Below are 24,454 nucleotides of genomic sequence, written 5' to 3' on the forward strand. Positions count from 1 at the left end.
CCTCATTATTTCCCCAACATCGCTTTCAGCTTACCAAAATCAAGACCCTGCTGCATATCTTTCATCGCTTTTCCAAGAATCGGATTTTTCTCGTCACCCTGCAATACAACCGTAATAAACTGGGGGGACGACAAGGGTAGTTTTTTATTAAAATAACCCGGATTCGGTTTGATAAGAATGTTTGCAAACCTGTCATCAGGCGTGGTAAAAAGATGCGATAAAAAATCATTCGGGTCCTGTTTTACCACCGCCGGTTTAGTTAATTCGTCGTCGGGTAGTTTTAAATAGGCTTCTACTTTCGCCAACGCGGCTTCAAAGCCTTTGACGGATTTTTGCAACATCGCATCTTGCTCCGCTTTTGGTCTGGTCGTATACGTACTTTTTATCGTGTTTATTTCCTGTTCTTTACCAGCCGTTAATTTCGCTCTTTTTTTCTCCAGAAACTCCTTTTTGCTAACGTATAAAAAAGGGAGTTTATCCTCATACGTAATCAGCCAGGTATACTGCATTCCCCTCACGCCAAAGCCCAGGCCAGTTTCCTCTACGAAGTAATAAATGCCTCCTTTATCAACCGGCATTTTTCGCATGGAACGGAAACCGGCATCCCAGGGTGATGAATCAATAAAGGGCTCGTAGATTTCGGGACCGAATGGTATTTGATTGGCCGTAATTGAAAGGCTTGTGTTGGTTTCATGGGCCTTCTCAATCGCATTTTCCCGGCATACATAAGGCATAAACCGGAGATTGTACCCGAACATATTGGCGGATCTGGCGGCTTCTGATCTGTAATACACCCCGTTATAATCAGCATCAACCCCTTGAGGTTTATAACCTTGCAGCACTATTTTATGGATTGTGCCAACGATGACTTTTTCCCGGGCAAGGTCAGCGGCCGAAATACCCGAGGTCGAACCTTTCATCCCTTCGGTCCATTTGCCGGGTGTTGCCAACAGAACACTTTCGCTGCAAGCTTGTGAAAATGTATTCCAGGAAAGTGAGAGAAATAAAAGGAAGCCGACACCCGAAACTTTCATATTCTTTCCTCTTATAAAATAAGTTTTTTTGCAAAAATCAGGGCGTATAACTCACCCGAAACCGGCTCAAATCCGGTTTATTCAGCCGCTTTCGTTCTACTTCGTGATCAAAAATAATCCGGCCTAAATTCGCCATAAACGGAAACCCGACCGTTTGATAATCGTACGTATCATCGTTGAAAACACCGTCTTCATTGCAGTAAATAACCGCCGATAACAGAAACTCAACTCCTTTATCGAAATCGACAATGTACGCATTATCAATCATATAGCCGTAGGCATCACCGACTTTGTTAAAAATCCGGACCGATGCCGGGATTTTGCTTTTGGCGTCCCCAAACACCAGAAATTTGCAGTAGCTGTCGTAATAGGTGGAGTCGTAGTTGGGAAATCTGCTTTCGCGCGGCAGTTGCGACAGGTAGCGGTATAAAAACCGGTAATCGTCGGACGTCAGGTCGAACTTTTGCCGGGCCGGAACGTCGTCGGGAAACAAAACCGCTTTCAGCATTTGCTGCTGGTCTTCGAGCGAAAAGTAGTTTTTTTCAGTAAAGTCAAACGGTTCTTTCACCAGCGTTCCGCCCTTCATGTAGCCCACGCCCCGGCGAATGGGTTTGTCGGGACGAAAGGTTTGGTCGCAGATTTGTTCCGGTTGCTGGTACAGAACCGTATCACCTTTGGCAAACCGGACGGCATTCGTCCGCCGGTTTTGTTCGGGCGTCAATGACACCGAAAGCCGGTGGACAATGCGCAAATCCCGGTAGCCTTTTTCACGCAACCGGTCGTTCATGTCACAGGGCCCGACAAATTCATATAGCCGGTTGAACGCGTCGTTATCGCTGACCAGCAGGATCTTGCGGGCATACTGCGCCACCGACGGCAACCCGTTTTCAGCCGTCGGATCCCGGCGAACGGCGGCCTGAATGCCCGCCAGCGAGTCGGTCAGCATGGGGGTATGGATGGATAAACCCGGCTGCTTTTTAGCAAGTTGATTGATTTTTTCCAGCGCCAGCAGAACCGCCGGAAGTTTGACGGTGCTGGCCGGGTAAAAATACCGGTCCTTGTTGAGCCGGTAGCGGTAACTTTTGAATAAGGGGCGGTTCTGTTCGTCGCGGTTGATTTGCGTATACAGGATCTGAACGTCGTATTTAGCCGGGTTTTCCAGGATACGCCCGAACAATTCCGGACTTTTTTTCAGCAGTTGTTCCAGAAATTTATCGGTATGCTGGGCGGTGGTCTGCCGGCCCAAAAGCATTAAAAAAAGAACCAGAAAGTCCGAAATCAGCCTTTTCGGTTTCGGGACCATTTCGTGTCTCTCGTGATGTTCACCTCGCTTTTCCATACAGGTAGTCGCCTAGTCGTTCGATGTCCTCCGGTCGGTGTAACGCATTGATCACAATGCGGGTGTTGGGCTTGTCGGTGGGTGTTGGATAGGCAAACGAATAGACAAAAATCCGGTTCGCTAACAGGTACGAATATAACCGATCCTGATCAGTATAAAAGACCGGATAATCGGGAATGTGCTGAAATAAATCAGACGTTCCGACCCGCTTTTCAAACAGCCGGATATTTTCCAAAAGCTGGTTGAATGCCGCGTGGTAACTGCCCTGCGCCTGACAGAAAGCGTACAGATAAGCCGGTGGCGTGGGCGAACAGGCGCCAAAAAAAGCCGTCCGGCGAATGGCGCTCAGCGTTTGCGGATCCGAAAAAATCACGCCACCCGGAAGGCCCATCGCCTTGGCCAGTGAAGCCGTCACAATCAGCCGGACATTCGGTCGTTTCGGTATTTGAGACCCGATTCCGCTGCCTTCCGGACCACTGACACCCAGGCCGTGCGAGTCATCGACGAGCAGGGTAATTGCCTGATTACCGGGCAATTGATTCACCCAGTCGAACGAATACGCCACCGAAAACAGCGCATCCAGGGCGTTGAGCGCAATGACGATGTGCGGAGTGGCCGCTGCCGCCACCAGCTCGGGTAATTGCCGGGTCCAGTCGTCGAACGAACCGGTTGGCAACCGGGTAGTCGGTTCCTGCCAGATGGCCGGGTGGGCATTTGGCGCGTAAATAAATTCAAACCCCTGCCCTTTCAGCCAGTTCACCACGGCCTGCCCCGCCAGCATGCCCGACGACAGCGTCAATGCCGCTTCGGCGCGGGCAAAAGCCGCCAGCCGGGACTCCGCTTCTTCATAAATCCGGAGTTGCAGATTTCCGTTGCGGGAAGAGCCAAAAACCGTCCCATACCGCGCCATTCCTTCCGCCAGCAGCGACCGAAAGGTTGGATCCTGCGAAATTCCGAGGTACGAAGTTCCACTGAAAAACAAATAGTCCTGCCCGTCGAGGTCAATGGTCCGACCGGGCAAATGGTCAATCGAATAGTGCGTATCCACCGCTAAATTGTTCTGGTATTCCCGGATCACACCGACACGGGATCATCTAAGTTTTGCGCCTGTTCCGTTTTCTCCGGCATACAACACCCGCCCATAGTCGAAGGTAACACCCGTTGCCGGATCGTTGGCAATGAGCAGCGTACCGTCCATATCCACGTAATCGAGCAGGGGCAGCAACTGCGCGATGGCCGAAATGCCGACGCTGGTTTCGTTCATACAGCCAACCATGACCTTCAGGCCCAGTTCCCGCGCTTTTTCGATCATGCGCCGGGCGGGCGTCAAACCGCCACATTTGGTCAATTTGATATTGATGCCGTGAAAATACCCCGCGCAACGTTCTACATCGCTCTCGACAATGCAACTTTCATCGGCAATGACCGGCAGAACACTTTCTTCGAACACCCGCTTCATGCCCTCCCAATCCCCGGCCTTTAATGGCTGTTCAATAAATTCAACCCCCAACTCTTTCAGCACAAGGGCGTTCTGAAGGGCGGTTTCGGCGGTCCAGGCGCAGTTGGCATCCACGCGAAAAACCGCATCGGTGTGCTTACGCAGCGCCCGGACAATGGCCTGATCGTCGGCCGTGCCGAGTTTGATTTTGTACAGCGGCCAGGGCAGTTCCTGCATTTTCCGCACCATATTTTCCACCGTATCAATCCCGATGGTGTAATCGGTGATCGGGTTATTAGCCGCATCCAGATTCCAGTACTGATAGAGCGGTTTTCCGGCCCGTTTGGCCACCAGATCATGAGCGGCTTCATCTAAAGCACACTGGGCGAACGGGTTATCTTTCAAGTGCGGGTGCGCCAGTTGCCAGAGTTCTTCGGCGGTTGTCCACTCACCCGATTCAATGACCCCGCGAATACTTTCGAGGGCTTCGATCATCCGGTCGAGCGTGATGCCGTAGTATTTGTTGGACGTGGCCTCGCCAAAACCGCTCAGGGAGCCGTCCTGCAACTCGACAAGGAGCGTTGGCTGAACGTCACGGGAGTCGTGGGCAATCGTAAAGGTGTGTTTCAGCCGAAGGTCGAAACGGTGGAAACGGAGTGATAGTGACATGGTTACGGTTTTTCGGTTTACGGTTTTCGGTATACAGTTTACGGTTGGCTGACGCATGCCAACAAGAACGCATCAGCCAACCGTAAACTATAAACCGTAAACCGGCAACAAATCTTACTGACGGGTCGACAACATAATGGCCGTGAGGTCTTCGGCGTTTTTCAGGTCCTGAGCAATTTTGTGGTTCCATCGTTCCTGCTCGGCGTGGTTAATACCGTGCTGCGTTTCGTGGTCGTACTGTTCCTGCCAGCGGTTCATGTCCCGATACGCGTCCAGGTAAAGAAATTGCACGCGGCTGTTATAATCGTCGAGATCCATATCGGTGTCGGCCACGATCCGCTGTTTAAACCGCTCGACAATCAGTTTGACAATATCGAAATGTTTCTGTTCATGCCGCAAGGCGTAGTCGTCTTTATTGCCCGGCCTGACCCACGACATACTTTTCACCATGAAGGTTTTAAACGTCAGTTCAATCTGAATGTACCCATTGACCCAGCGGCTGTGGCCTTCGTAGGAAAACGTGGGAAAAATAGAAGCTGCATTCCGGCTCCCGAGTCGGGGGGCCGCCTGAAAATCGTCCCACGTCAGCGGATGCAGTGGGTCATAAAAAACCGTATCGCCCGACGCCTGCTGAATACGATGGTCGATGTACACAAATTTCAGGCCTTTCACCAGCGCCGGGCTTTTTTCGCGGTTAATTTTGATCCAGTTGGAAAGGTATTGCGCGGCACTTTCGAGGGCTTTGCGGGCCACCAGTTCCAGCCGATCCGTTTGCCCGAACGACCGCGTGTAAATCGTTCGGGCGGTATAGGTCGTTAACTGAACGGGTTTTCCGTCGCGCATCACATCGAAGGCCAGTTCCAGCCGACAGCTGCCATCGGCCTGGAAATCGGTTTTTGCTTTTTCCGAAAAAACAAGCTCCTGAATGCGGATGATCACGGGCACCCGTGAGGAATCGGGTCGAAAACCGGGCCGTAGCAAATCATCGAAAACACCCGTTATTTCGTCGTTGCTACGAACGGATAAACTGCCTCGCGGGCTGGAAAAAATAGTACCCAACTGCGACTTTATGGACCGCTCGTCCCGAACGCGCAGGAGCGAAAATGTGGCATTCCGCGCCATGATGGGTTCTTTCCGGAATGTAATCCATACCGATTCCTGCCGCGCCCCCACCAGGTGCGAAAACAGAAGGAGTAGTATGAATTGGAGTCGTTTCACAATTGTGTCAACGAAATCAAGTCCGTGAAAGGCTAAAAAATTAGTAGGTGGTGGTATTCACGGACTTAACGGGAACGCCCGCCGGTCCGTGGGTACGTCAAAACCGGAAAGGCTTCGCCCTCGCTGAATTCCGCTCGTTCCGGTGGCAACTCCATAAAACCGTCGCACTGTACCAGATTCGCATAATCAGCTGATCCACTGCCCGGTAACGGTTCGGCCAGCCAGATACCATCCTGACTAACCGTTAAACGAACGGGCAGGAAATAGGTTAATTTTGGCGCAAATGAAATTGGGCGGACCAACCGCGCTACGGACGGCTGCGAATCCGGCAAACCCAATGAGATGTTGAGCCACGGCAGCAAATACCGATAGGCACACAAAAAAGTCGAAACCGGATTTCCCGGTAATCCAAAAACCACTTTCCCTTCGTCGGAAGCACCAAACCACAGCGGTTTTCCGGGGCGTTGTGCCACCTGATGAAACAATTGCCGGACGCCCAGTTTTTCCATGACGGCCGGAACAAAGTCGGCTTTTCCGGCCGAAACGCCCCCGCTCAACACCAGCGCGTCGTAGTCGATCAGCAACGTTCGCAGGGCGGTTTCCATCGTGTCAACCTCATCGGGCAAGTGCAGCAGGGTGGTTTCGGCCCCGGCGGACTGCAAAACCGCCTGCAAAAGATACGTGTTCGACCGGCGAATCTGGTAGGGTTTGGGCGTATCCACGACATCGACCAATTCATCGCCCGTCGAAATGAGCGCAATTCGCGGCCGTTTGCTCACCAGCACCGTCACCTTCCCGACCGACGCGGCCACCGCCATTTCCGGCGGGCCGAGCCGGGTTCCAGCCGCCACCAGCTCGTCGTGTTGTTTCCGGTCCGTGGCCTGATGATGAATATTCTGGCCCGGCCGAACCGTCTCGATCCGGATTTGGGCCACACCGTCCGTAAGTTCAAGGTCTTCGTACCGAATAACCGTATCCGTTTCAAGGGGTAACAGGGCCCCCGTCATCACTTCCAGACAAGCCGTTTCGTCGGCCAGCGTTTGGGGCGGTTGTCCGGCAAATTGCGCTCCTGCCACCCGAAAATGCCGCTGTCCGGTCTCAAATGCCCGGTATTGAATCGCGATGCCATCCATCGATACGCGGTCGAAAGGAGGCAAATCCCGGTCGGCGATCAGCGGTTCGCGCAAAACCCGCCCGGCAGCCTGCGACAAGGGACTATTTTCGGCCGGTATAACCAGCGGATGATTCAAGACAATGGAATAAGCGTCGGCAACGGAGAGCATAGGGTCAGTTTTTCACAAAAAAACAAAAGAAGTTTACGCAAAGACGCGGATTGCCGAGAAAAATACTCCACAATCCGCGTTTTCGGTCAACTCCTTTTTTAGTCTTCGATCAAAATCCCCATTTTACCCATGCGGTAATCGCGGTAGGCTTCCATCACTTCCACCTCGTTGTTCAGCACAAAAGGGCCCTGGGCAATAATTTTCTCGCCAATCGGCTCGCCCGACATCAGCAAAACCCGGGTGTCTTCGAGCGCTTCAATAGTGATGCCTTCGCCGTCGTTTTCCGGAACAACCATATACCGGGCATTCACCTCGGTTTGATCGCCGACGCGCAGTTTTCCATCCAGCAAATACAAAAACGCATTGTGGCTGGCGGGCAGCGGCAGGTAAATCCGGCCACCGGCTTTCAGATACATCGTCGCTGAATTGATGGGCGAAAACGTTGGAATGGGTCCTTTCAACCCCAGCAATTCGCCCGAAATCACGTTGACCGTCACCCTCCCATCTTTGCTCACAAACGCGGGCGTTTCTTGTTTCAACAGCGGATAATAGGTCGGCTGGTCTTTCTTATGGGCTGCGGGCGTATTGACCCACATTTGAATGATTTCCAGTTCTTCGGAAAGCGGCCGTTCGCTGTGCATGATGCCCATACCGGCGTTCATCCACTGCGTTCCGCCTTCAAAAACGCTCCGGTCGTTGCCCCGGCTGTCGCGGTGGCGCACTCCGCCTTTAAACACAAACGTGACCGGCGAAAAACCCCGGTGCGGATGTGGACCGACGCCCGAATGAGCCGGATTTTCGTTTTCTTTCAGGAAACTATGGCCGTGGTGTAACAAAACGAAGGGATCTAAGTAGCTCAGGCGGCCGGATGGCAGGGGTTGACGAACCCGAAGTTCGCCCATGCTCATCATCGGAGCCGGTATCAATTGCTGTATGGTGCGTTCCGTTTTCATATATATTCCAATTTACAAGTAACGACATTTAATGTATATACATTAAAGTAGATAAGAAAGTTCATCTCTTTTTCAGGTTGTTGGGAAGCCGGTTATTCCGGAACGCTCTGGCGGGTACCGGCTGGTCATCGTTCCATAGAATGCCGTGTTAAATCCGGATTATTAATGCCAGACCGTTAATCCCGAATCGTTAATCCCCAACCGTCAACCCCGAATCATTAACCCGAATGGTATCCCCAACCGTCAAACCCGAACCGTTATCCCGGATCATTAATCCCGGATGTTCAACCCCGGATGGTATCCCGGACCACAATCCCGAATCATTAGCCCGAATGGTATCCCCGACCGTCACCCCCGAACCGTTATCCTCGAATTATTAATCCCGACCGTCAATCCCGAATTATTAATCCCGGATTGACCATCCCGAACCGTTATCCCGGACCGTCAACCCCGGATGGTATCCGGGGCTAATGATGTAACCCTTTCAGGGTTGGTTGGGCGGACTATTGTAGTTTATTTATAGATTTTTTTGTCGAATTTAGGGAAAAATCCTTCTTTACAAACTCCTGGCTGCTCTGGCTGGTTTACCTGACTGAATCCATTTTTAGTTTATGATTGCCGACGCTTCTGCTCAAACGACTTCACGTACGTTGACTTCACCGACTTCTGACCAAACCGAAACCGGCCAAACCGGGGTGCATTACGAGATTTTTGTCCGCGCTTTCTGCGATTCCAACGGCGACGGAATTGGCGACCTCAACGGGGTTACGTCCAAACTGGATTACCTGCAAGACCTCGGCGTTTCGGCCATCTGGCTCATGCCCATCAATCCGTCGCCCAGCTACCACATGTACGATGTGACGGATTATTACGGCATTGCCCCCGAATACGGCACGATGGACGACTTTCGGCGGCTGGTTTCGGAAGCGCACCAACGCGGCATCAAGGTCATCATGGACTTTGTGATCAACCACACCAGCCGCCAGCATCCGTGGTTTGTGGAAGCCTGCAAGAGCAAGGACAATCCGTATCACGACTGGTACGTCTGGATGAAACAAAAAGACATCGACGCCCTCAACATTGCCAGCCGCGAAATCACCGCCGATTCGCAGGAGAAAAATCCGTGGCACCGCGTTCCGGGGGCCCCTTTTTCGGAAAAATACTACGCCCTGTTCTGGAGCGGAATGCCGGACCTGAACTACGACAATCCGCAGGTTCGGGAAGAAATTTATAAAACCGGGAAGTTCTGGCTGACGGATGTCGGTGTCGACGGTTTTCGACTCGACGCGGCCCGGCACATTTACCCGGATTGGGAAGAGCCTAAGAATCACCAGTTTTGGGAAGAATTCGGGCAGGTGATGGAAGCGGCCAAACCGGGCGTCTATACCGTGGGCGAGGTCTGGACGCGGGCCGAGCGGATTGCGCCCTACTTTCGGGGGCTAAAAGCCAACTTCAATTTCGACCTCAGCCTGGCGTTGCAGGAAATTCCGTACAAAGAGCGCGATACGGCCGAAATCGTTCCGATGCTGGTGCAAAACCGCTCGATCTTTGAAGCGGTAAACCCGAACTTTATCGACGCCATCATGCTTTCCAACCACGACCAGAGTCGGATTGGAAGTCTGCTCAACGGCAATCCGAATCACCTGAAAGTGGCGGCCAATCTGCTGCTGACGCTCCCCGGTAATCCCTATATGTATTACGGCGAAGAAATCGGTATGCTGGGTGTTAAACCCGACGAAAACATCCGGGAACCGTTTTTGTGGAATATCGGGAAAAAAGACCCCGAACGGGCCCGCTGGCGTCGGGCAAAATATTCGACCAGCCGAACGGTGACACCACTGGCGCAACAGCAGACTGACCCGGATTCGCTGTATAATCACTACCGGCGACTGATTCATTTCCGCAATAGCCATCCGGTTTTGAACGACAACCTGAGCAAACTGGAACTTACCGGGATTCAGCACAAAAACGCCATTGCTTTTATTCGCAAATCGGGAAACCGGTCGGTATTGATCCTTCATAACCTGAGCAAGCGCGGGCTGGATGTTGTTCTGTATCCGGCCGAACTGGCCGAAGGCAAACAAATCGTGCTCGATACGGCGGGTGGTGCCAGGATCTTCAAGGATGGAAAAGTGAGGGTTCCGGCCTATGGCTGTGTGGTGCTGGAAAACCGCTAACGTTTTGCCCGGTTGTCCGGAACAGGCCCCTGTTGAAGCAGCAGATCGATAAAAGGTTTGTAGTTTTCCTGGATTCCGGCATTTTTGATGACCTCCGCGCGGTCGGTTCCGTTGTTGCTGAACTGCACTCTTCCTTCCATATTCAGGTTGAAAGGGCGCACCAGCGGGTCAGTGATCAGAAAGGTATTGTGTTCGATCAGCAGCGGTTTTTCCGGCGACCCACCGGATGCCTGATCCAGGTAGATGGCGGCAATGGGCCAGGAGCCCGCCCATTTCGACCGTTGGATGTCGTGAATGTAATTGTCCGAAATCTGCGTGCCGGGTTGCCGTGAAAGTGTATAAATAGCCCCACCGTCACACAGCAGGTTCATTACGTGGCTGATGTCGTTGAACGCAATGCGGTTATCGCGCATGGCATTTTCCTTTCCGGTCCAGCCGAAGCCCAAACTGATACCGGAATAAGGCAGATCCCGGATGACGTTGTGCTCGATTTTTAAACCCGCCGGATACCCCGCGGCAATCCCGCAAGTGCCGTAATAATCCTGCCCGACGCGGGTAATGTAATTATTCATCACTTCGTCGTTCGTGCAGATTTCCCGGCGGTCGGTTGGATGATAGGGTTCGAGGTGAAATTCGCCGTCTTTTTCTTTCGTAAACGCGCCGATCATCACGCCCGTACCGGAACAATCCCGAATGAGGTTTCCGACAAGTCGGCAGGCCTGCGTACCGCTTTCCAGGTCGACCGCCGTCGCGCCCAGGTGTTGAAAGGTGTTTTTCTCGAACACAACGGCGGTAGCATTCGACACCCGAATGGCCGATGCCGGACGTCGAACCGTCTGATTGTTAGCCGTATCCGCCGTTAAACTGTACATACCGGCCTGCGAATTGATGTACCCGTCCGAACTGGGCCGGTTCCAGTTGCTGTGTTCAAATGTCAGCCCGATGAAGTGCAGGTTTCGGACCGGAGCATCGAGCGTTCCTTCAATCTGGAGCAGGGTTTCGGTTACGGGTGCCATCAGGGTCAAATCCTGGATGTTCTGGTATTTTTCCGGCTGGTAAAACAGCATTTCAGACACCCGATCGAGGTACCACTCACCCGGCTGATTGACAAATTCGTAGGCATTTTCAAAGTGGAAAGCCGCATCGTCCTGTTTGTACGGATACGGTCGCGGAAAAAGAATGGCCGCTTCGTGATCCCGAATGGATACATAAGCCATGTCAGGGCCACCCCTGAATTTCTCGAATGCTTTCAGGTGAACATACGTATCCGCCCAGAACATTTGCACCACGGCTTCCACCTGGTCGAACGCTTTCCAGGCATCGACGTAGTGCGCTTTCATCATCAGACTACGGCTCCTCACATCCCAGCCCGAAAGGCGGTAATAGGCACCGGCATCCGGCTTACGGGCGCGGATCGCCCGGCGATCATTGACGTAAAGTTGCCGGAAATCCAGGCCTTTCACAGACGCTTTAAAAATACCGTTCCTGTCGGGAACCCAGCCCGTTATCCGCTGCCCGCCCGTCAGCACCGGTTTGGCGTTCGGATACGCCTGGTAGATCACGCGGCCAGAACCCTGCCCGCCGTCTGCGGTCGAAAACCTGAGTGGTTCAGCAAGCGGATACGTACCATCCATGAGGTAAATCACCACATCGCCGGTTTGAGCCGACGTATACCGCCGGACTTCCTGCTGCGCCCGCTGAATGGTACGAAATGGTTTTTTGAGCGTTCCGGCTCCAGCATCTGTTCCCTGCGGAGAGACGTAAAATTTGTGCTGAATCGGGGTCGCCACTGTCGTTAGACAAACCGCCAGTCCGAAAAATACCAGACCAGCCGCCCGGTAAAACCGGGCAGAAATAAAGGCATTATCCATTGAATAAAAGGAGTTTTACTAAATACGTTACGCGGGAGACTGGCCGGACAACCTGAGTAGGGTAGCCCGTTTTCGGGCAGATGTCCACAAAAGAATATAAAAATTCAGAAGAAAAATAATGAAAACCGGAAGCTGAAAGATAATACCACAAATGTGGAAAAAAGTAAAAGAAAGCCGGTTCAGCAAAAGGTACATTTGCTAGTGGTGACTTGAGCCAAATAAACTATTCCTAAATCCAACATCCGCTTTACCCTAGCCCACCCGCCCCATGCGAGCCCCCATTCACAAACTGTCTGTTTCTCTGATCGTAGTACTGGTTGCGGGCTGTACTACCTACTGGAAGCAAAAAAAAGCGATTCCCACCAAAACGACCGAACCCCAATCGTACAGCGGCAACGCGTTCGATGAGCACATCCGCTCGACGGAAGCCCGTTCGCCGGAAGACGAACGATTGGGCTTTACGCTGCCCCCCGGCTTCGAAATCAGCCTTTTTGCCTCCGAACCACAGATTGGCAAACCCATCAACCTGGCGTTCGATGCCCGAGGTCGGTTGTGGGTCACCCAATCAGTTGAATACCCGTTTCCGGCCCAGCCCGGCAGCGGCCACGACCGGCTGACGATTCTGGAAGACCGGGATCACGACGGCAAAGCCGATGTGTTTACGCCCGTCAGCGACACCCTCAATATTCCCATCGGTATTTTGCCGGTTCAGGACGGGGCCGTGGCGTTCAGCATTCCGAATGTGTATAAACTGACGGATGCCAACGGGGATGGTAAAACCGAAACCAGCCGGCGGTTGCTGGGACCATTCGGGTTTAAAGACACGCACGGCATGGTCAATCACCTCCGGCGCGGCTTCGACGGCTGGATTCATGCCTGCCACGGGTTTACGAACCTTTCAAAAATCGCCGGAACCGACGGTGATTCCATTACCCTGGGCTCGGGCAACACGTTCCGCTTTCGGGATGATGGCAGCCGGGTTGAACAAACGACGATGGGCCGCGTCAATCCGTTTGGCCTGACGTTCGACGACTGGGGTTATCTCTACTCCTCGGATTGCCACTCCTCCCCGCTTTATCAATTGATTCAGGGAGCCGAATACCCCTATTTTGGCCGGTTGCCGGAAGGCATCGGTTTTGCCCCCATCATGAAGCCCCACGAACGGGAAGCCACCGCCCTGTCCGGTCTGGCCCTCAGCAGCGGCACCACCTTTCCCGAACCTTACCGGAACAGCCTCTACATGGGGGATGTTGTAAAATGCCGGATTTACCGCAGTACGTACACCTTCAAAGGCTCCTCGCCGGTGGGCAAAATGGAGGACGATTTCCTGCGAAGCGCCGACCCGTGGTTTCGCCCGGCGGATGTTATCCAGGGTCCCGACGGCGCGTTGTACATCGCCGATTTCTACAACCGCATCATCGGCCACTACGAAGTGCCGCTCGACAATCCGGGTCGCGATCACCTCCGGGGCCGCATCTGGCGGATTACCTACAAAGGTCAACTGGACAAAACCGGTCAGCAAAACTGGACAAAAGCCAGCCTGAACGAACTGCTGGAAGGACTGGCGGCTGAGAATCTGTCTGTTCGGATGACCGTTGGGGATCAGTTGATTCACCGCATCGGCAAACCCGCCATCGAGCCGGTTGAGAACCTTTTGAACCGGCGCAAAACGACGGAAACGCAATACGTCCAGGGGCTATGGGTGTTACACCAGTTGGGAGCCCTGCGGGACGAAACCCTGCTCAAAGCCCTGCAACACCCGCAGGCGCTGGTCCGTACGCACGCCCTGCGGATTGTGCGGGAAATGAAAACGCCGGGGAAAACCTTTTATGGCCCCTCGCTGGCAGGGCTGAACGATGCGAGCCCGCACGTTCAGCGGGCCGCCGTTGAAGCGCTGGCCACCTTTCGCGATCTGGAGACGGTGAAAAAGCTGGTGGCCTTTCAGCAAACGATACCGGCTTTTGATACGCATCTGGCCTACACGACCCGGCTTTGTCTGCGGAATTTACTACGGGAAAAGTCGCTGGGAACACAAGCCGCTGCAGCGCCATGGAGCCCATCCGACCGCGTTGCCCTCACCGAGTCCCTGATTGGGGTCAATACGGAATATGCCAGTCAGTTTCTGCTCAATACGCTCAAATCGGCCACCCTGCCCAAAGACACCGAGTTAAAAATGCTCCGCCAGACGGCGCTTTATTTGCCGCCGGGCCAGCGCGACGGGCTGGTGCGTTTCATTACCCAGAAATACAGCGGTGATCCGGGGAGCCAGTACAAACTGTTTACGGTTATTCAGCAAAGCATCAAACAGCAGGGCGGTGTCATCAATGAATCGGTGAAACAGTGGGGAACCGACCTGGCTCAGAGCCTGATCATGCCGCCGAAGCCGGAATGGACGTACGCGCTGGAGGGCGATTTGTACCTGAAAGACATTCCGGTGGTGATTCGAATTCCGCCCGCAACCACCCTGCTGTCGCCCGACATCCGCCTGTTTGGCTTTGATTTGGGGGGCTTCAAGGGGCTGGTGAAATCGCCGGTTTTTGTGGCTCCTCCTTCGCTGGTATTTTCCACCGTCAATTACAATGTCAAAACCAACGCTGATCCCGAAAACCGGGTGCAACTGCGTCTGGCCGACGAAACGGCCCAGGTAATCGCCCGGCAGGATCTCCCCAAAACCAATGATTATCAGGCCGAAACGATTAGCTGGGATTTAAAGGCCCACCAGGGAAAACGGGTGTATCTGGAACTGGTCGATCAGTCGTCCGGTCTGATCTGGGTAGGCAACTTCAAAACGAACGCCGTTCAGGTCCCGGCCATCAATCCGAAGGAACAGGGTGAACAGCAACGGTTTGCCATCGAAACCGCCGGCGAATCCGGCATCAAAGGACTGGAGCCGACCATTCAAAACCTGCTGACGAGTCCATCGACGCCGTATTTTATTAAAGTCGCCAGCATGCGCGCCCTGCTCCGGCTGGCTCCCGACCGGTATACGGCTCAGGCGGTGGCTTTGCTCAGTACCGAATCGACGCCGTTGGCTTATCGCAAGGAGATTGCCGGAATGCTGGGCGAATTTCCGCTCGCGCAAACGGGAAAAGTGCTGGAAGAGGGTCTCAAAAAGACGACGGGCGATATTCAACTCGAACTCCTGAAGGCACTGGCGACCTCGCCGGACGGCAAAGATCTCATTTTCAAACAAGTGCGGAGCGGTATTCTCTACACCCGGATTTTACGCCAGCCGGGTTTGGAAGACCGGCTTTTGCTCAACGCCACCCCTCGGCAACTATCTGACTATAAGCAATTAACCGCCAACCTGAGTCCGATTGACGAAACCCGGGAAGCGCTGATCAAAGACCGGCTGGCCCATCTGGACGCTTCGGCAACCGGCGGGCGGCAGATCTTTATTCAGAACTGCTCACCCTGTCACCAGATCAACAAGGAAGGCGGTATGATCGGGCCGCAGCTGGACGGTATCGGTAGCTGGGGCAGCAAGGCGCTGGCGACCAAAATTCTGGACCCCAACCGCAACATTTCCGAAGCGTTCCGGACGTATACCATTAAGCTGAAAAACGGCAGCGTCAAAACCGGGTTGTTCCGCCGGGAAGAAGCGGCTTCGCTGGTCTACGCCAATGCCTCCGGCGAGGAATTTTTTGTCCCGAAAAAAGACGTTGTCGAAACTCAGGCTTCCAAATTCACGCTGATGCCCGACCATTTCGGGCAGACTATTCCGCAGGAGCAGTTCAATCAGTTGCTGGGTTATTTATTGAGTGTCAAGTAATACCGCTTTTGTTTTTACCACTTTTAGGATTTTATGTCTGCTTTTGTGAAAGGTCTGTATGTGCTCGGTTTGACCAGCCTGATCTCGACGGCCTGGATCAGTGACCGGCCCGCCAAAGAAAAGCAGCCCCGGTTTTCCCGGTATTATGTGGCCTCCGAAAGCTACGAGTCGGTGGGCATCATCGACGTCAACAAAGATGGTCGGCCGGATCTGGTTTCGGGTGATTTCTGGTACGAAAATTCCGCCGATCCCAAAGCCCTGTTTCGCAAGCGGTATCTGATTGGAAATCAGAAGCGGTACAACCAGTATTACGATGATTTTTCGACCATTCCGCTGGATGTCAACGGCGACGGCAACCTGGATGTGGTGACGGGCGGTTATTGGGGCGGTTCACTCCGCTGGCTCGAAAACCCGGGCAAACCCGGTATCTGGCCCATTCACCTCATTGCCGGTGTGGGCGCCGTGGAGTGTACCCGCGCCTGGGATGTGGACGGCGACGGCGTGATCGAAATCGTTCCGAACAATCCGGGTAAGCCCTTGAAATACTACAAGTTGGAAAAAGGCGGCACCTTTCGGCAGGTGAACGTCGGGTCGTTGCAGGACCACGGCCTGGGCTTCGGCGATCTCAACGGCGACGGGAAAGGCGACTTTGTGGTCAGCAAAGGCTGGCTCGAAAACAAGGGCAACGAGACGTGGGAAATGCGGCCCGAATTTGACCTCGGCACCACCAGCGTACCGATTCTGGTGGTGGATTTAACCGGCGATGGCCAGAACGATCTGATTGTGGGTCAGGGCCATAGCTACGGTCTGCACTGGTACGAACAACGGCTGCAAGACGGCAAACGAACCTGGCTGAAACACAGCATCGACGAAACCGCATCGCAATACCACACGATGGAATGGGCCGATTTGACGGGCGATGGCAACCCGGAGTTGATCACCGGCAAACGGTTTCGGGCGCACAACGACACCGATCCCGGCTGTTACGACGACGTGGGGTTGTATTATTTTACCTGGGATGGCAAAGCCTTTACCAAACACGCCATTGCCTACGGCCCCGCCGGAGTCGGCAAGGGAACCGGAATTTCGTTCGCCCTCGGTGATCTGCGCGGCACGGGCCGGCAGGATATTGTAGTGGCGGGCAAAGATGGCCTGACGGTTTTTTTCAACGAAAAGAAGTAACAAGCTGCTTGAGTCAACTAACAAGCCCTGGAAGGGCGTTCTGCCAAAATCAAGCTTGTCTTTCTGGGCATTGTGGCATTGTAATTAGTTTGAGTTAGCTAACCAGCCCTGGAAGGGCGGTCTGTTGATAGAAAAAAGCCAATTAAACGCCGGATAGCTCCGGAGGAGCGGCCTGCTCATGGATGCGTTGGTATCCAGTAACAGCAAACCTCCGCCGGGATTCATTCAAACCCATTTTAAGTACCGTCAACAACAATGAAACAACTGCTGCTTTTATCGCTTCTGCTGGTGTTAGGAACCTCCTGGGTATGGAATCGGGGAGCGAAAAATGCGGGGAGCGATCCGGTCGATCCGAAAGTGGAAAAGCTCAAGTTGTTACCCGGTTTTAAAGCCGAACATCTCTACAGCCCAACCGGCCATAAACAAGGCTCCTGGGTGTCGATGACGTTCGACGACCGGGGCCGCCTGATTACCTCCGATCAATTTGGTGCCCTCTACCGCCTGGAATTGCCTCCGATTGGTTCGTCCGTTTCCCCTAAAGTCGAGCAACTGACTATTCCGCCCGGGGCGAAAGCGGGGGCAACTTCCAGCGGTTCTAAATTGGGAATGGGCTATGCGCAGGGCCTGCTCTGGGCCTTTAACAGCCTGTATGTCATGGTGAATCACCAGAGCGACTCGACCTTGGCCCGGGGCAGCGGTTTGTACCGCCTGCAGGACACCGACGGCGATGACCAGTTCGACAAAATCACGCTCCTGAAAGCCCTGACGGGCGAAGGGGAACACGGGCCACACAGTGTGGTGCTGGCACCGGACAAAAAGTCGATCTATGTCATGGCGGGCAACTTTACCGACGTCCCTAAAATGGATGCCTACCGGTTGCCGCCGGTTTGGAAAGAAGACAACCTGTTCCCGGCGTTGAAAGATCCGCGCGGCCACGCCACCGACCGCACGGCCCCCGGCGGCTGGCTGGCAAAAGTCGATTCGACCGGGCAGCAGTGGGAGTTTATCGCGGGCGGTTTTCGCAATGCCTTCGATCTGGCGATCAACGACGCCGGGGATCTGTTCACCTATGATTCCGACATGGAATGGGATTTTGGACTTCCGTGGTACAAACCGACGCGAATCTGTCACATCACCAGCGGGGCCGAATTTGGCTGGCGAACCGGGTCCAGCAACTGGTCACCCACGTTTGCGGATAACCTGCCCGCGGTTCTGAACATGGGCCAGGGCTCGCCCAGTGGCGTGTTTTTTGGCACTAACGCCCGCTTTCCCCAGAAATACCGCCAGGCGTTGTTTGCTTTCGACTGGAGCTTTGGCATCCTGTATGCCGTTCATCTTCAGCCCACTGGCGCATCGTATTCGGCAAAGGCCGAGGAGTTCATCTCCGGTTCGCCGTTGCCGCTGACCGACGGCCAGATCGGTCCTGATGGCGCGATGTATTTCCTGACCGGGGGCCGGCGGCTCGAATCGGATTTATACCGGGTTTATTACGCGGGAACGGAAAATCCCGCTTCGGCTCCGCAAACGCGCGAAACCGCTGAACATCAGCTTCGAACAAAACTGGAAGCCTTTCACGGCCAGCCGAACCCGACAGCACTGAACGTGGCCTGGCCGCACCTGAATCATCCGGACCGGTTTGTGCGGTATGCGGCCCGGATTGCCGTGGAGCACCAGCCCGTCGATCAGTGGCAGGCCCGCGTCCTGGCCGAAACCGATCCCGGACGGGCCATTCAGGGGGCCATTGCGCTGGCCCGTATGGGAAAACCGGCACTTGAAACCCCGTTGGTAAAAGCGTTGCTGAACCTGAATTTCGGGTCGTTCACCGAAACGCAGCAGGCGGATTTGTTGCGGGCGTTCGAGCTGGTTTTCAGCCGGATGGGCATGCCGGAACCGATGCTAAAAACCAAAGTCATTGCGTACTTAACTCCGCATTATCCCGCCAAAACCGCTCTGCTGAACCGGAGTTTCAGCAAGCTCCTGATTTATCTGGAAGCACCGGGCGCCGTGGCCAAAACCGTTGCTTTACTGGATCAGAAAGAAACCGCAGCCAATACCGTGGCGAAAGAGGAAATGGCCATGAATTCCGCCGACCTCATTCTGCGCAATCCGATGTACGGGCTGGATATTGCCAACATGCTGTCGAAAATTCCGCCGGCCCAGCAGACGTATTATGCGGTTGCGCTGAGCAGTGCCAGCCAGGGATGGACGCCCGAGTTGCGTTCCCGGTATTTCCGCTGGTTTGCGCAGGCTTTTTCGTTTAAAGGGGGGAAAAGTTACGCCGGATTTATGGACAAAGCCCGAAAACTGGCGTTGAACCACGTTCCCAAAGAGCAGGTGGCCCGGTATAACGCCCTGTCTGGTGACGCAGCCATCAACACCACCGGCAACGGCCCCGCCACGGGCTATATTCCCAAAGGACCGTACCGCAGTTGGAAGATCGATTACGCCGTGGCGGTGGTCGACAGCGCAGGAACAAACCGGAATTTTGAGCGGGGACGCCAGATTTATTCCGCCGTCATCTGCGACCGTTGCCACACGATGCGGGGTGAAGGCGGTGACATTGGCCCCGATCTGACGCAGTTGGGCACCCGGTTTTCGACGCGGGACATTCTGGAAGCCATCACCATGCCCAGCAAAGCCATTTCCGATCAGTATGCCGCGAGCATTTATACGCTCAAAAACGGCCAGTCGGTGGTGGGTCGACTGGTCGGTGAAGACAAGGATTCGTATTCCATCGCCCAGAACCCGTTTGCCACCGATGTGCTTCGGAAGATTCCCAAAAAAGACGTCGTGTCGACCCGGTATTCGCCGGTATCGATCATGATTCCCGGATTGATCAATACCCTGAATGAGAGCGAATTGCGGGATCTGATGGCCTATCTGAAGTCGGGCGGGAATGAAAAATCCCCGATTTATACGAGCCCTTCTTCCGGAAAATAATGAACTAAGTGAGTAGTCAACCGCAGCAAATCCGGTTTACCGGTAACCCCGAACGATTAACTATGTGTGCTAAGAACCTGAAATCCCGCCGTAATTTTCTGCGCAACAGCCTGGTGAGTGCAGCCGCAGCTCCGGTATTACCGAATTTGCTGGGGACGGCCCCGGCCGAACAACCGGAAGCCATACCGGTTGAGAAAAAGGCCCTGCCGCCCAAAAACCCGGTTTCGGATAAACACCGCAACCTGTTCAACGGCGACACCTGCGTCTTTTTTTACAACCCGGAAATGTGGCAGCCCGAAGATTTTTCGGTAAAAACCGTTAAGAACCCCCGCACCGGCAAGATGAACACCAAGCCGACGCTGGTGGGTGGCCCCTTCAAGGCGAAGGCGATTCACCGCTACGTGGATGTGCTGGCCGACAACGGCATCGACACGTTTGTGATCAACGCCAATGCGTCGCGGGCGTGGTATCCCAGCAAAAAAATAACCAGCATTCTGGACGGCTATAAGCGCGGAGATCGGGATTTTTTCCGGGGCCACGCCATCTGTCAGGGAATCACGGAGCCGGAAGCGGTCGAAGAATTTCTGGATACGTTTTCCACGTTCATGAATCTCTACCAGGATTTGCTGGACGCGGGCGTGGACTGGCTGGCGGAAACGTCCAAAGCCTGCCGGGCGCGGAAAATCGCGCCCTGGGTCAGCATCCGCATGAACGACATGCACGGGAGCAACAATTTTGACGGCAGCTTTTTCAACGTTCCGCTCCTGAAACAGAAAGAAATGCGGCTGCAAAACAGTTCATACGGTTCCATCAATTCGTTGTACCGGCAGGGCCTGAACTACGAAAAACGCGAGGTGCGCGACCTGATGTTTACCCAGATTCGGGAAGTGGTGGAAGACTACGATTTCGAAGGACTGGAACTGGACTGGTTGCGCAACCCGCTTTGCTGCGAGCCCAACGCGACGCCCGAAACCATCGGCATGATGAACGACTGGATTCGCCAGGTGCGCGCCCTGACCCAAAGCCGGGCGAAAAAAACCGGTCGGCCGTATCCGCTGGGGCTTCGGATTCCGGGGCGGCTCGACATTCTCAAAAGCATCGGGCTGGATGTGGTGACGCTTTGCCAGGAAGGCACGATCGATTTCGTGAGTCCGTCGGGTTTCTGGTGTACGACCTGGGACATGCCGCACGACGAATTCCGGAAACGGCTGGGCGATCGGGTGGCGATTTACGGCGTCGTGGAAGACGGTGCCAATGGCCTGCCTACGCAGAACCAGACGGGCGATTTTAGCCAGCGGCTGCGGTATATTTCGGCCAGTCCGGAGGTGCTGCACGCCAATGCCGCCGGCAAACTGGCGATGGGGGCCAACGGCATCGAGTGGTTCAATTTTTACTGCACCGACCAACCCCGGCTGCCGGGTCTGAAGGCGGACTACGCGGCCATGCGCCAAATCGACAAACTTGATTTTCTGCGGGGCAAACCCAAGCACTATTGCTTTGCCATCGGGGGAAAATCGTTCAATCACGTTCCTTTTGAATTGCCCGCCCAGCTACCGGTAGCCCTCGAACTGGGCGATCAGCATCCGTTCAGACTGGCCATGTGTGCCGAGCCAACGGATAAAAACCTGGAACTGACCGTGCAGATTGTGCTGAAAGCGGGCGACGAAATGAAGTATCTGCCGGTTTCGTTCAATGGCTGCTGGCCTACCCTCAAAAACGAGCGAACCAGTCAACTCCTCTTTCCCTGCGGTTCCCTGACACACCACACCAAAGACCACATTGCCTACAATTACCGCTTCCCGGTGTCGCTCGTGCGCGACGGCTGGAACGAAATTGTGGTGGAAAACGGCGGCAAACTGCCGGTTAACCTGGTCTGCATCGAACTCGCGGTTCATCCGAAAACCGCTTAATATTTCCCGCTTTTATCCATGAAAATTACGGACGTTAAAACCATATTACTGACCGGTCCCTGCACCAACGACCCGTATCTGTCGGAAGCCCGAAAACTCCGCAGTGCGGCTTTTATTCGCATTGAAACCGATGCCGGAATCGACGGGCTGGGCGAAACCTACGCTGGCTATTTTTTTCCGGAAGGTGTTCCGCCGATTGTCGAGTTTTTCAAACCCATTCTGATTGGCAACACCGTCGACGACATTCCCGAATTGTGGCAGCGGATGTACCAGTGCGGTAATTTCTGGTGTCGCGTCGGGCTGGGAACCATCGTGCTGGCCGGTATTGAAGCGGCTTTGTGGGATCTGAAAGGCAAGTCGATGGGCGTTCCGGTGTATCAATTATTGAAAGACCGCTGGCAAAACCGCTTTTCGTCGGCTGCGACGGAACACGGCGAACTGCCCGCTTACGCAACGGGCGGGCCGAGCAATTATCCGCTCGATAAACTGGCGGGCAAAGTTGATTTTTACCAATCGCTGGGGTTTCAGGGCGTCAAAATTGGAGCCGGAGCCTATTGGAAAGACCGGGGTTTCGAGATTTCGGCCGAACCCGCTGCGGCCGCCGACCTGGAAGCGCAAAAGGCGGATTTCATCCGGCAGCGCTTTGGCAACGACCTTCGGCTCCTGTTCGATGCGCACATGGGCAACAGCCCAACGCTCACCTGGGGGCTGGAAACCGCCACGGCGGTGGCCAAAGCCCTCGAACCTTACGACCTTTTTTGCCTGGAAGAACCGCTGCATTACACCCGGCCGGACCTCTACGCCGAGCTGCGCCGGAACACCAAAACGCGCATTGCCGGGGGCGAGTGTCTGACGGCGGTGTGCGAATGGCAGACGTTCATCGATCAGGATAGTTTCGGCATCGGCCAGCCGGACGCGTCGTTCACCGCCGGACTCGATCAGTTTATGGAGGTGGCTTCGTTGCTGGACGCCCGGGGACAAAAAATCGCACCCCACGCCTGGGGCGCGGGCGGTTCGCAGATGCAGAACATTCACGGCGGTTTTGCCTGCCCGAACACGGTTATTCTGGAGGTGGCTCCGGCCTACGGTCCGCTCCACAGCGAAGTGATCGGCGACAGTTTGCAGCTAAAAAACGGCTATATCCTGCCCCCGGAAAAACCGGGTCTGGGCATCGAACTCCGGGACGAAACCATCCGTCGCTTTCCGTTCATTCCCGGAACGGGCGAGTTCAACAGTGTGCCCGGAAAGATATTAACAACCTGATTTACAAGAATTTTTAGATTTTTCATAATGCCTGAGTTTTGTTCGTTGGCACACCCCGGAGGGGTGCTCTGTTAATAGAAATCGGTAATCCCCCTGCTGTTCCAAGCCCCGGCAGGGGCGTTCTGATAAATGATCTGGAAATTAGGACGCCCCTGCCGGGGCTTGATGCCGCTGATCAGGCCGTGTGGCTATTAACAGAAAACGGCAGCGGCCGACCGTCCCTCCGGGGTGTGCCAACGAACAACTTTACCCGTGTAAACGAATCCACAACCCATGTTGAATATCCTGATTGATATGCCGGTTTATGCGCCGGTGCTGCAGGCTTTGCAGCGATTACCAAACGTCAAGGTGGCCGTTATTGACCCGCCGGAAGAGAAAGCCCGGGTTCTGCCAACGGACCTGATTCGGGACTGCGACGCCCTCTTTTGTACGTTTCTGCCCGAAAACTACGACGAAATGGAGCGGCTGAAACTGGTGCAGATTGCCTCCGTGGGCTATACGCAACTGGTGGGCAAGGCATTGGCGGAGCGGGGCGTTCGGGCGTGCAATGCGCTGGGGGTTTTCGATGTGCCGATTGCCGAGTGGAACATCGCCATGATGATCAATCTGGCGCGCGACCTGCGCGGTTTGATTCGCAACCAGGACGCCGGAATCTGGGATCGGTCGGCGGTTTTTCAGAAAGAAATCCGGGGTTCGGTCGTCGGACTCTGGGGCTACGGCGGTATTGGCCGCGAAACCGCCCGACTCGCCAAAGCCCTCGGTATGACCGTCCATGTGCTGGTGCGCCAGGAGGTCAGCAAACGTGACGCCAGTTTTGCCGTACCGGAAACGGGTGATTCTGACGGAAGTTTACCCGACCGCATTTTTACCATGAACGAAAAAGACGCGTTTTTGGAGGGGCTGGATTTCCTGATCATGGGCATTCCGCAAACCGCCACAACCACCGGAATCGTTGGTGAAAACGAACTGCGGCTGCTGCCACCGCACGCTTTTTTGCTAAATCCGGCGCGGGGGCCGCTGGTGCAGGAAGCCGCACTCCTGCGGGCGCTGCGCGAAGGCTGGATTGCCGGGGCCGCCCTCGACACGCACTACCAGTATCCGATGCCGCCGGACCATCCGCTCTGGCAATTCCCCAACGTCATCATGACGCCCCACATTTCCGGTTCCAGTTTAAGCCCCCGGTTTCTGGAACGGGTCTCGTCCATTTTCCTCCAGAATGTCAGCCGGTATCAACGGTTCGAGCCGCTTTTGAATGAATTGACCCCGGCTCAATTAAGCGGACAGTGAGCCCAAAATCGGAAATTTACTCAAGCCGAAACCCGGTCCTGCTGTTTGCTTAGCACCTTTATAAAGTGAAATTTTTTAACCGATAAGTTAAATAAAAAAGGCGTTTGCAGCAGAAAAA

At 54.5% G+C, this 24,454-nt stretch carries 15 protein-coding genes; 7 read left to right on the plus strand and 8 right to left on the minus strand.

Annotated features, from left to right (window positions below; translation table 11 throughout):
* Positions 1 to 5: 5 nt before the first annotated feature.
* The 7 genes from EHT87_RS09845 to EHT87_RS09875 form a co-directional block, all read right to left on the minus strand.
* Positions 6 to 1,034 (minus strand): hypothetical protein, encoded by a 1,029-nt coding sequence (locus tag EHT87_RS09845; RefSeq protein ID WP_124906450.1) that lies wholly within the window; start codon positions 1,032 to 1,034, stop codon positions 6 to 8.
* A gap of 37 nt (positions 1,035 to 1,071) precedes the next feature.
* The gene (locus EHT87_RS09850) at positions 1,072 to 2,337 is read right to left on the minus strand and encodes a serine hydrolase (RefSeq protein WP_124906452.1); all 1,266 of its coding nucleotides are present in this window, start codon (positions 2,335 to 2,337) and stop codon (positions 1,072 to 1,074) included.
* Between the two features lie 19 nt (positions 2,338 to 2,356).
* Entirely contained in the window at positions 2,357 to 3,451 is a 1,095-nt protein-coding gene (locus tag EHT87_RS09855; protein WP_229320970.1) for an aminotransferase class I/II-fold pyridoxal phosphate-dependent enzyme, read from the minus strand.
* Positions 3,452 to 3,463: 12 nt separating this feature from the next.
* Entirely contained in the window at positions 3,464 to 4,480 is a 1,017-nt protein-coding gene (locus EHT87_RS09860; protein WP_124906456.1) for a dipeptide epimerase, read from the minus strand.
* Between the two features lie 114 nt (positions 4,481 to 4,594).
* Complete coding sequence (locus EHT87_RS09865) at positions 4,595 to 5,698, minus strand: DUF922 domain-containing protein (protein WP_124906458.1); 1,104 nt, start codon at positions 5,696 to 5,698, stop codon at positions 4,595 to 4,597.
* Between the two features lie 65 nt (positions 5,699 to 5,763).
* Positions 5,764 to 6,981: a molybdopterin molybdotransferase MoeA gene (locus tag EHT87_RS09870; protein WP_124906460.1), complete on the minus strand. Its 1,218-nt coding sequence runs from the start codon at positions 6,979 to 6,981 to the stop codon at positions 5,764 to 5,766.
* A gap of 98 nt (positions 6,982 to 7,079) precedes the next feature.
* The gene (locus EHT87_RS09875; protein WP_124906462.1) at positions 7,080 to 7,934 is read right to left on the minus strand and encodes a pirin family protein; all 855 of its coding nucleotides are present in this window, start codon (positions 7,932 to 7,934) and stop codon (positions 7,080 to 7,082) included.
* Between the two features lie 611 nt (positions 7,935 to 8,545).
* On the opposite strand from EHT87_RS09875, the gene EHT87_RS09880 reads away from it, so the two are divergent.
* Entirely contained in the window at positions 8,546 to 10,111 is a 1,566-nt protein-coding gene (locus tag EHT87_RS09880; RefSeq protein ID WP_124906464.1) for an alpha-amylase family glycosyl hydrolase, read from the plus strand.
* On the opposite strand, the gene EHT87_RS09885 is transcribed toward EHT87_RS09880, so the two are convergent.
* Positions 10,108 to 11,982 carry a right-handed parallel beta-helix repeat-containing protein gene (locus EHT87_RS09885; protein WP_124906466.1) on the minus strand — a complete coding sequence of 625 codons (1,875 nt, stop codon included), beginning with the start codon at positions 11,980 to 11,982 and terminating at the stop codon, positions 10,108 to 10,110. The two genes, EHT87_RS09880 and EHT87_RS09885, sit on opposite strands and share 4 nt — an antisense overlap.
* Before the next feature lie 268 nt (positions 11,983 to 12,250).
* On the opposite strand from EHT87_RS09885, the gene EHT87_RS09890 reads away from it, so the two are divergent.
* The 6 genes from EHT87_RS09890 (at position 12,251) to EHT87_RS09915 (ending at position 24,336) form a co-directional block, all read left to right on the plus strand.
* Positions 12,251 to 15,754, plus strand: a complete 3,504-nt coding sequence (locus EHT87_RS09890; protein ID WP_124906468.1) for a PVC-type heme-binding CxxCH protein — start codon at positions 12,251 to 12,253, stop codon at positions 15,752 to 15,754.
* Between the two features lie 33 nt (positions 15,755 to 15,787).
* Positions 15,788 to 16,936 (plus strand): FG-GAP repeat domain-containing protein, encoded by a 1,149-nt coding sequence (locus EHT87_RS09895; RefSeq protein ID WP_124906470.1) that lies wholly within the window; start codon positions 15,788 to 15,790, stop codon positions 16,934 to 16,936.
* 255 nt (positions 16,937 to 17,191) lie between these two features.
* A complete protein-coding gene (locus tag EHT87_RS09900) occupies positions 17,192 to 19,876 on the plus strand; it encodes a c-type cytochrome (RefSeq protein ID WP_124906472.1) in 2,685 nt (894 codons plus the stop codon).
* A gap of 62 nt (positions 19,877 to 19,938) precedes the next feature.
* Positions 19,939 to 21,786: an alpha-amylase family protein gene (locus tag EHT87_RS09905; protein ID WP_124906473.1), complete on the plus strand. Its 1,848-nt coding sequence runs from the start codon at positions 19,939 to 19,941 to the stop codon at positions 21,784 to 21,786.
* Between the two features lie 18 nt (positions 21,787 to 21,804).
* Positions 21,805 to 23,049 (plus strand): mandelate racemase/muconate lactonizing enzyme family protein, encoded by a 1,245-nt coding sequence (locus tag EHT87_RS09910; RefSeq protein WP_124906474.1) that lies wholly within the window; start codon positions 21,805 to 21,807, stop codon positions 23,047 to 23,049.
* A 273-nt stretch (positions 23,050 to 23,322) separates the two neighbouring features.
* Positions 23,323 to 24,336 carry a D-2-hydroxyacid dehydrogenase gene (locus EHT87_RS09915; RefSeq protein ID WP_124906475.1) on the plus strand — a complete coding sequence of 338 codons (1,014 nt, stop codon included), beginning with the start codon at positions 23,323 to 23,325 and terminating at the stop codon, positions 24,334 to 24,336.
* Positions 24,337 to 24,454: the final 118 nt, after the last annotated feature.

It is taken from the genome of Larkinella knui (assembly GCF_003858645.1).
Taxonomy (GTDB): Bacteria; Bacteroidota; Bacteroidia; order Cytophagales; family Spirosomataceae; genus Larkinella; species Larkinella knui.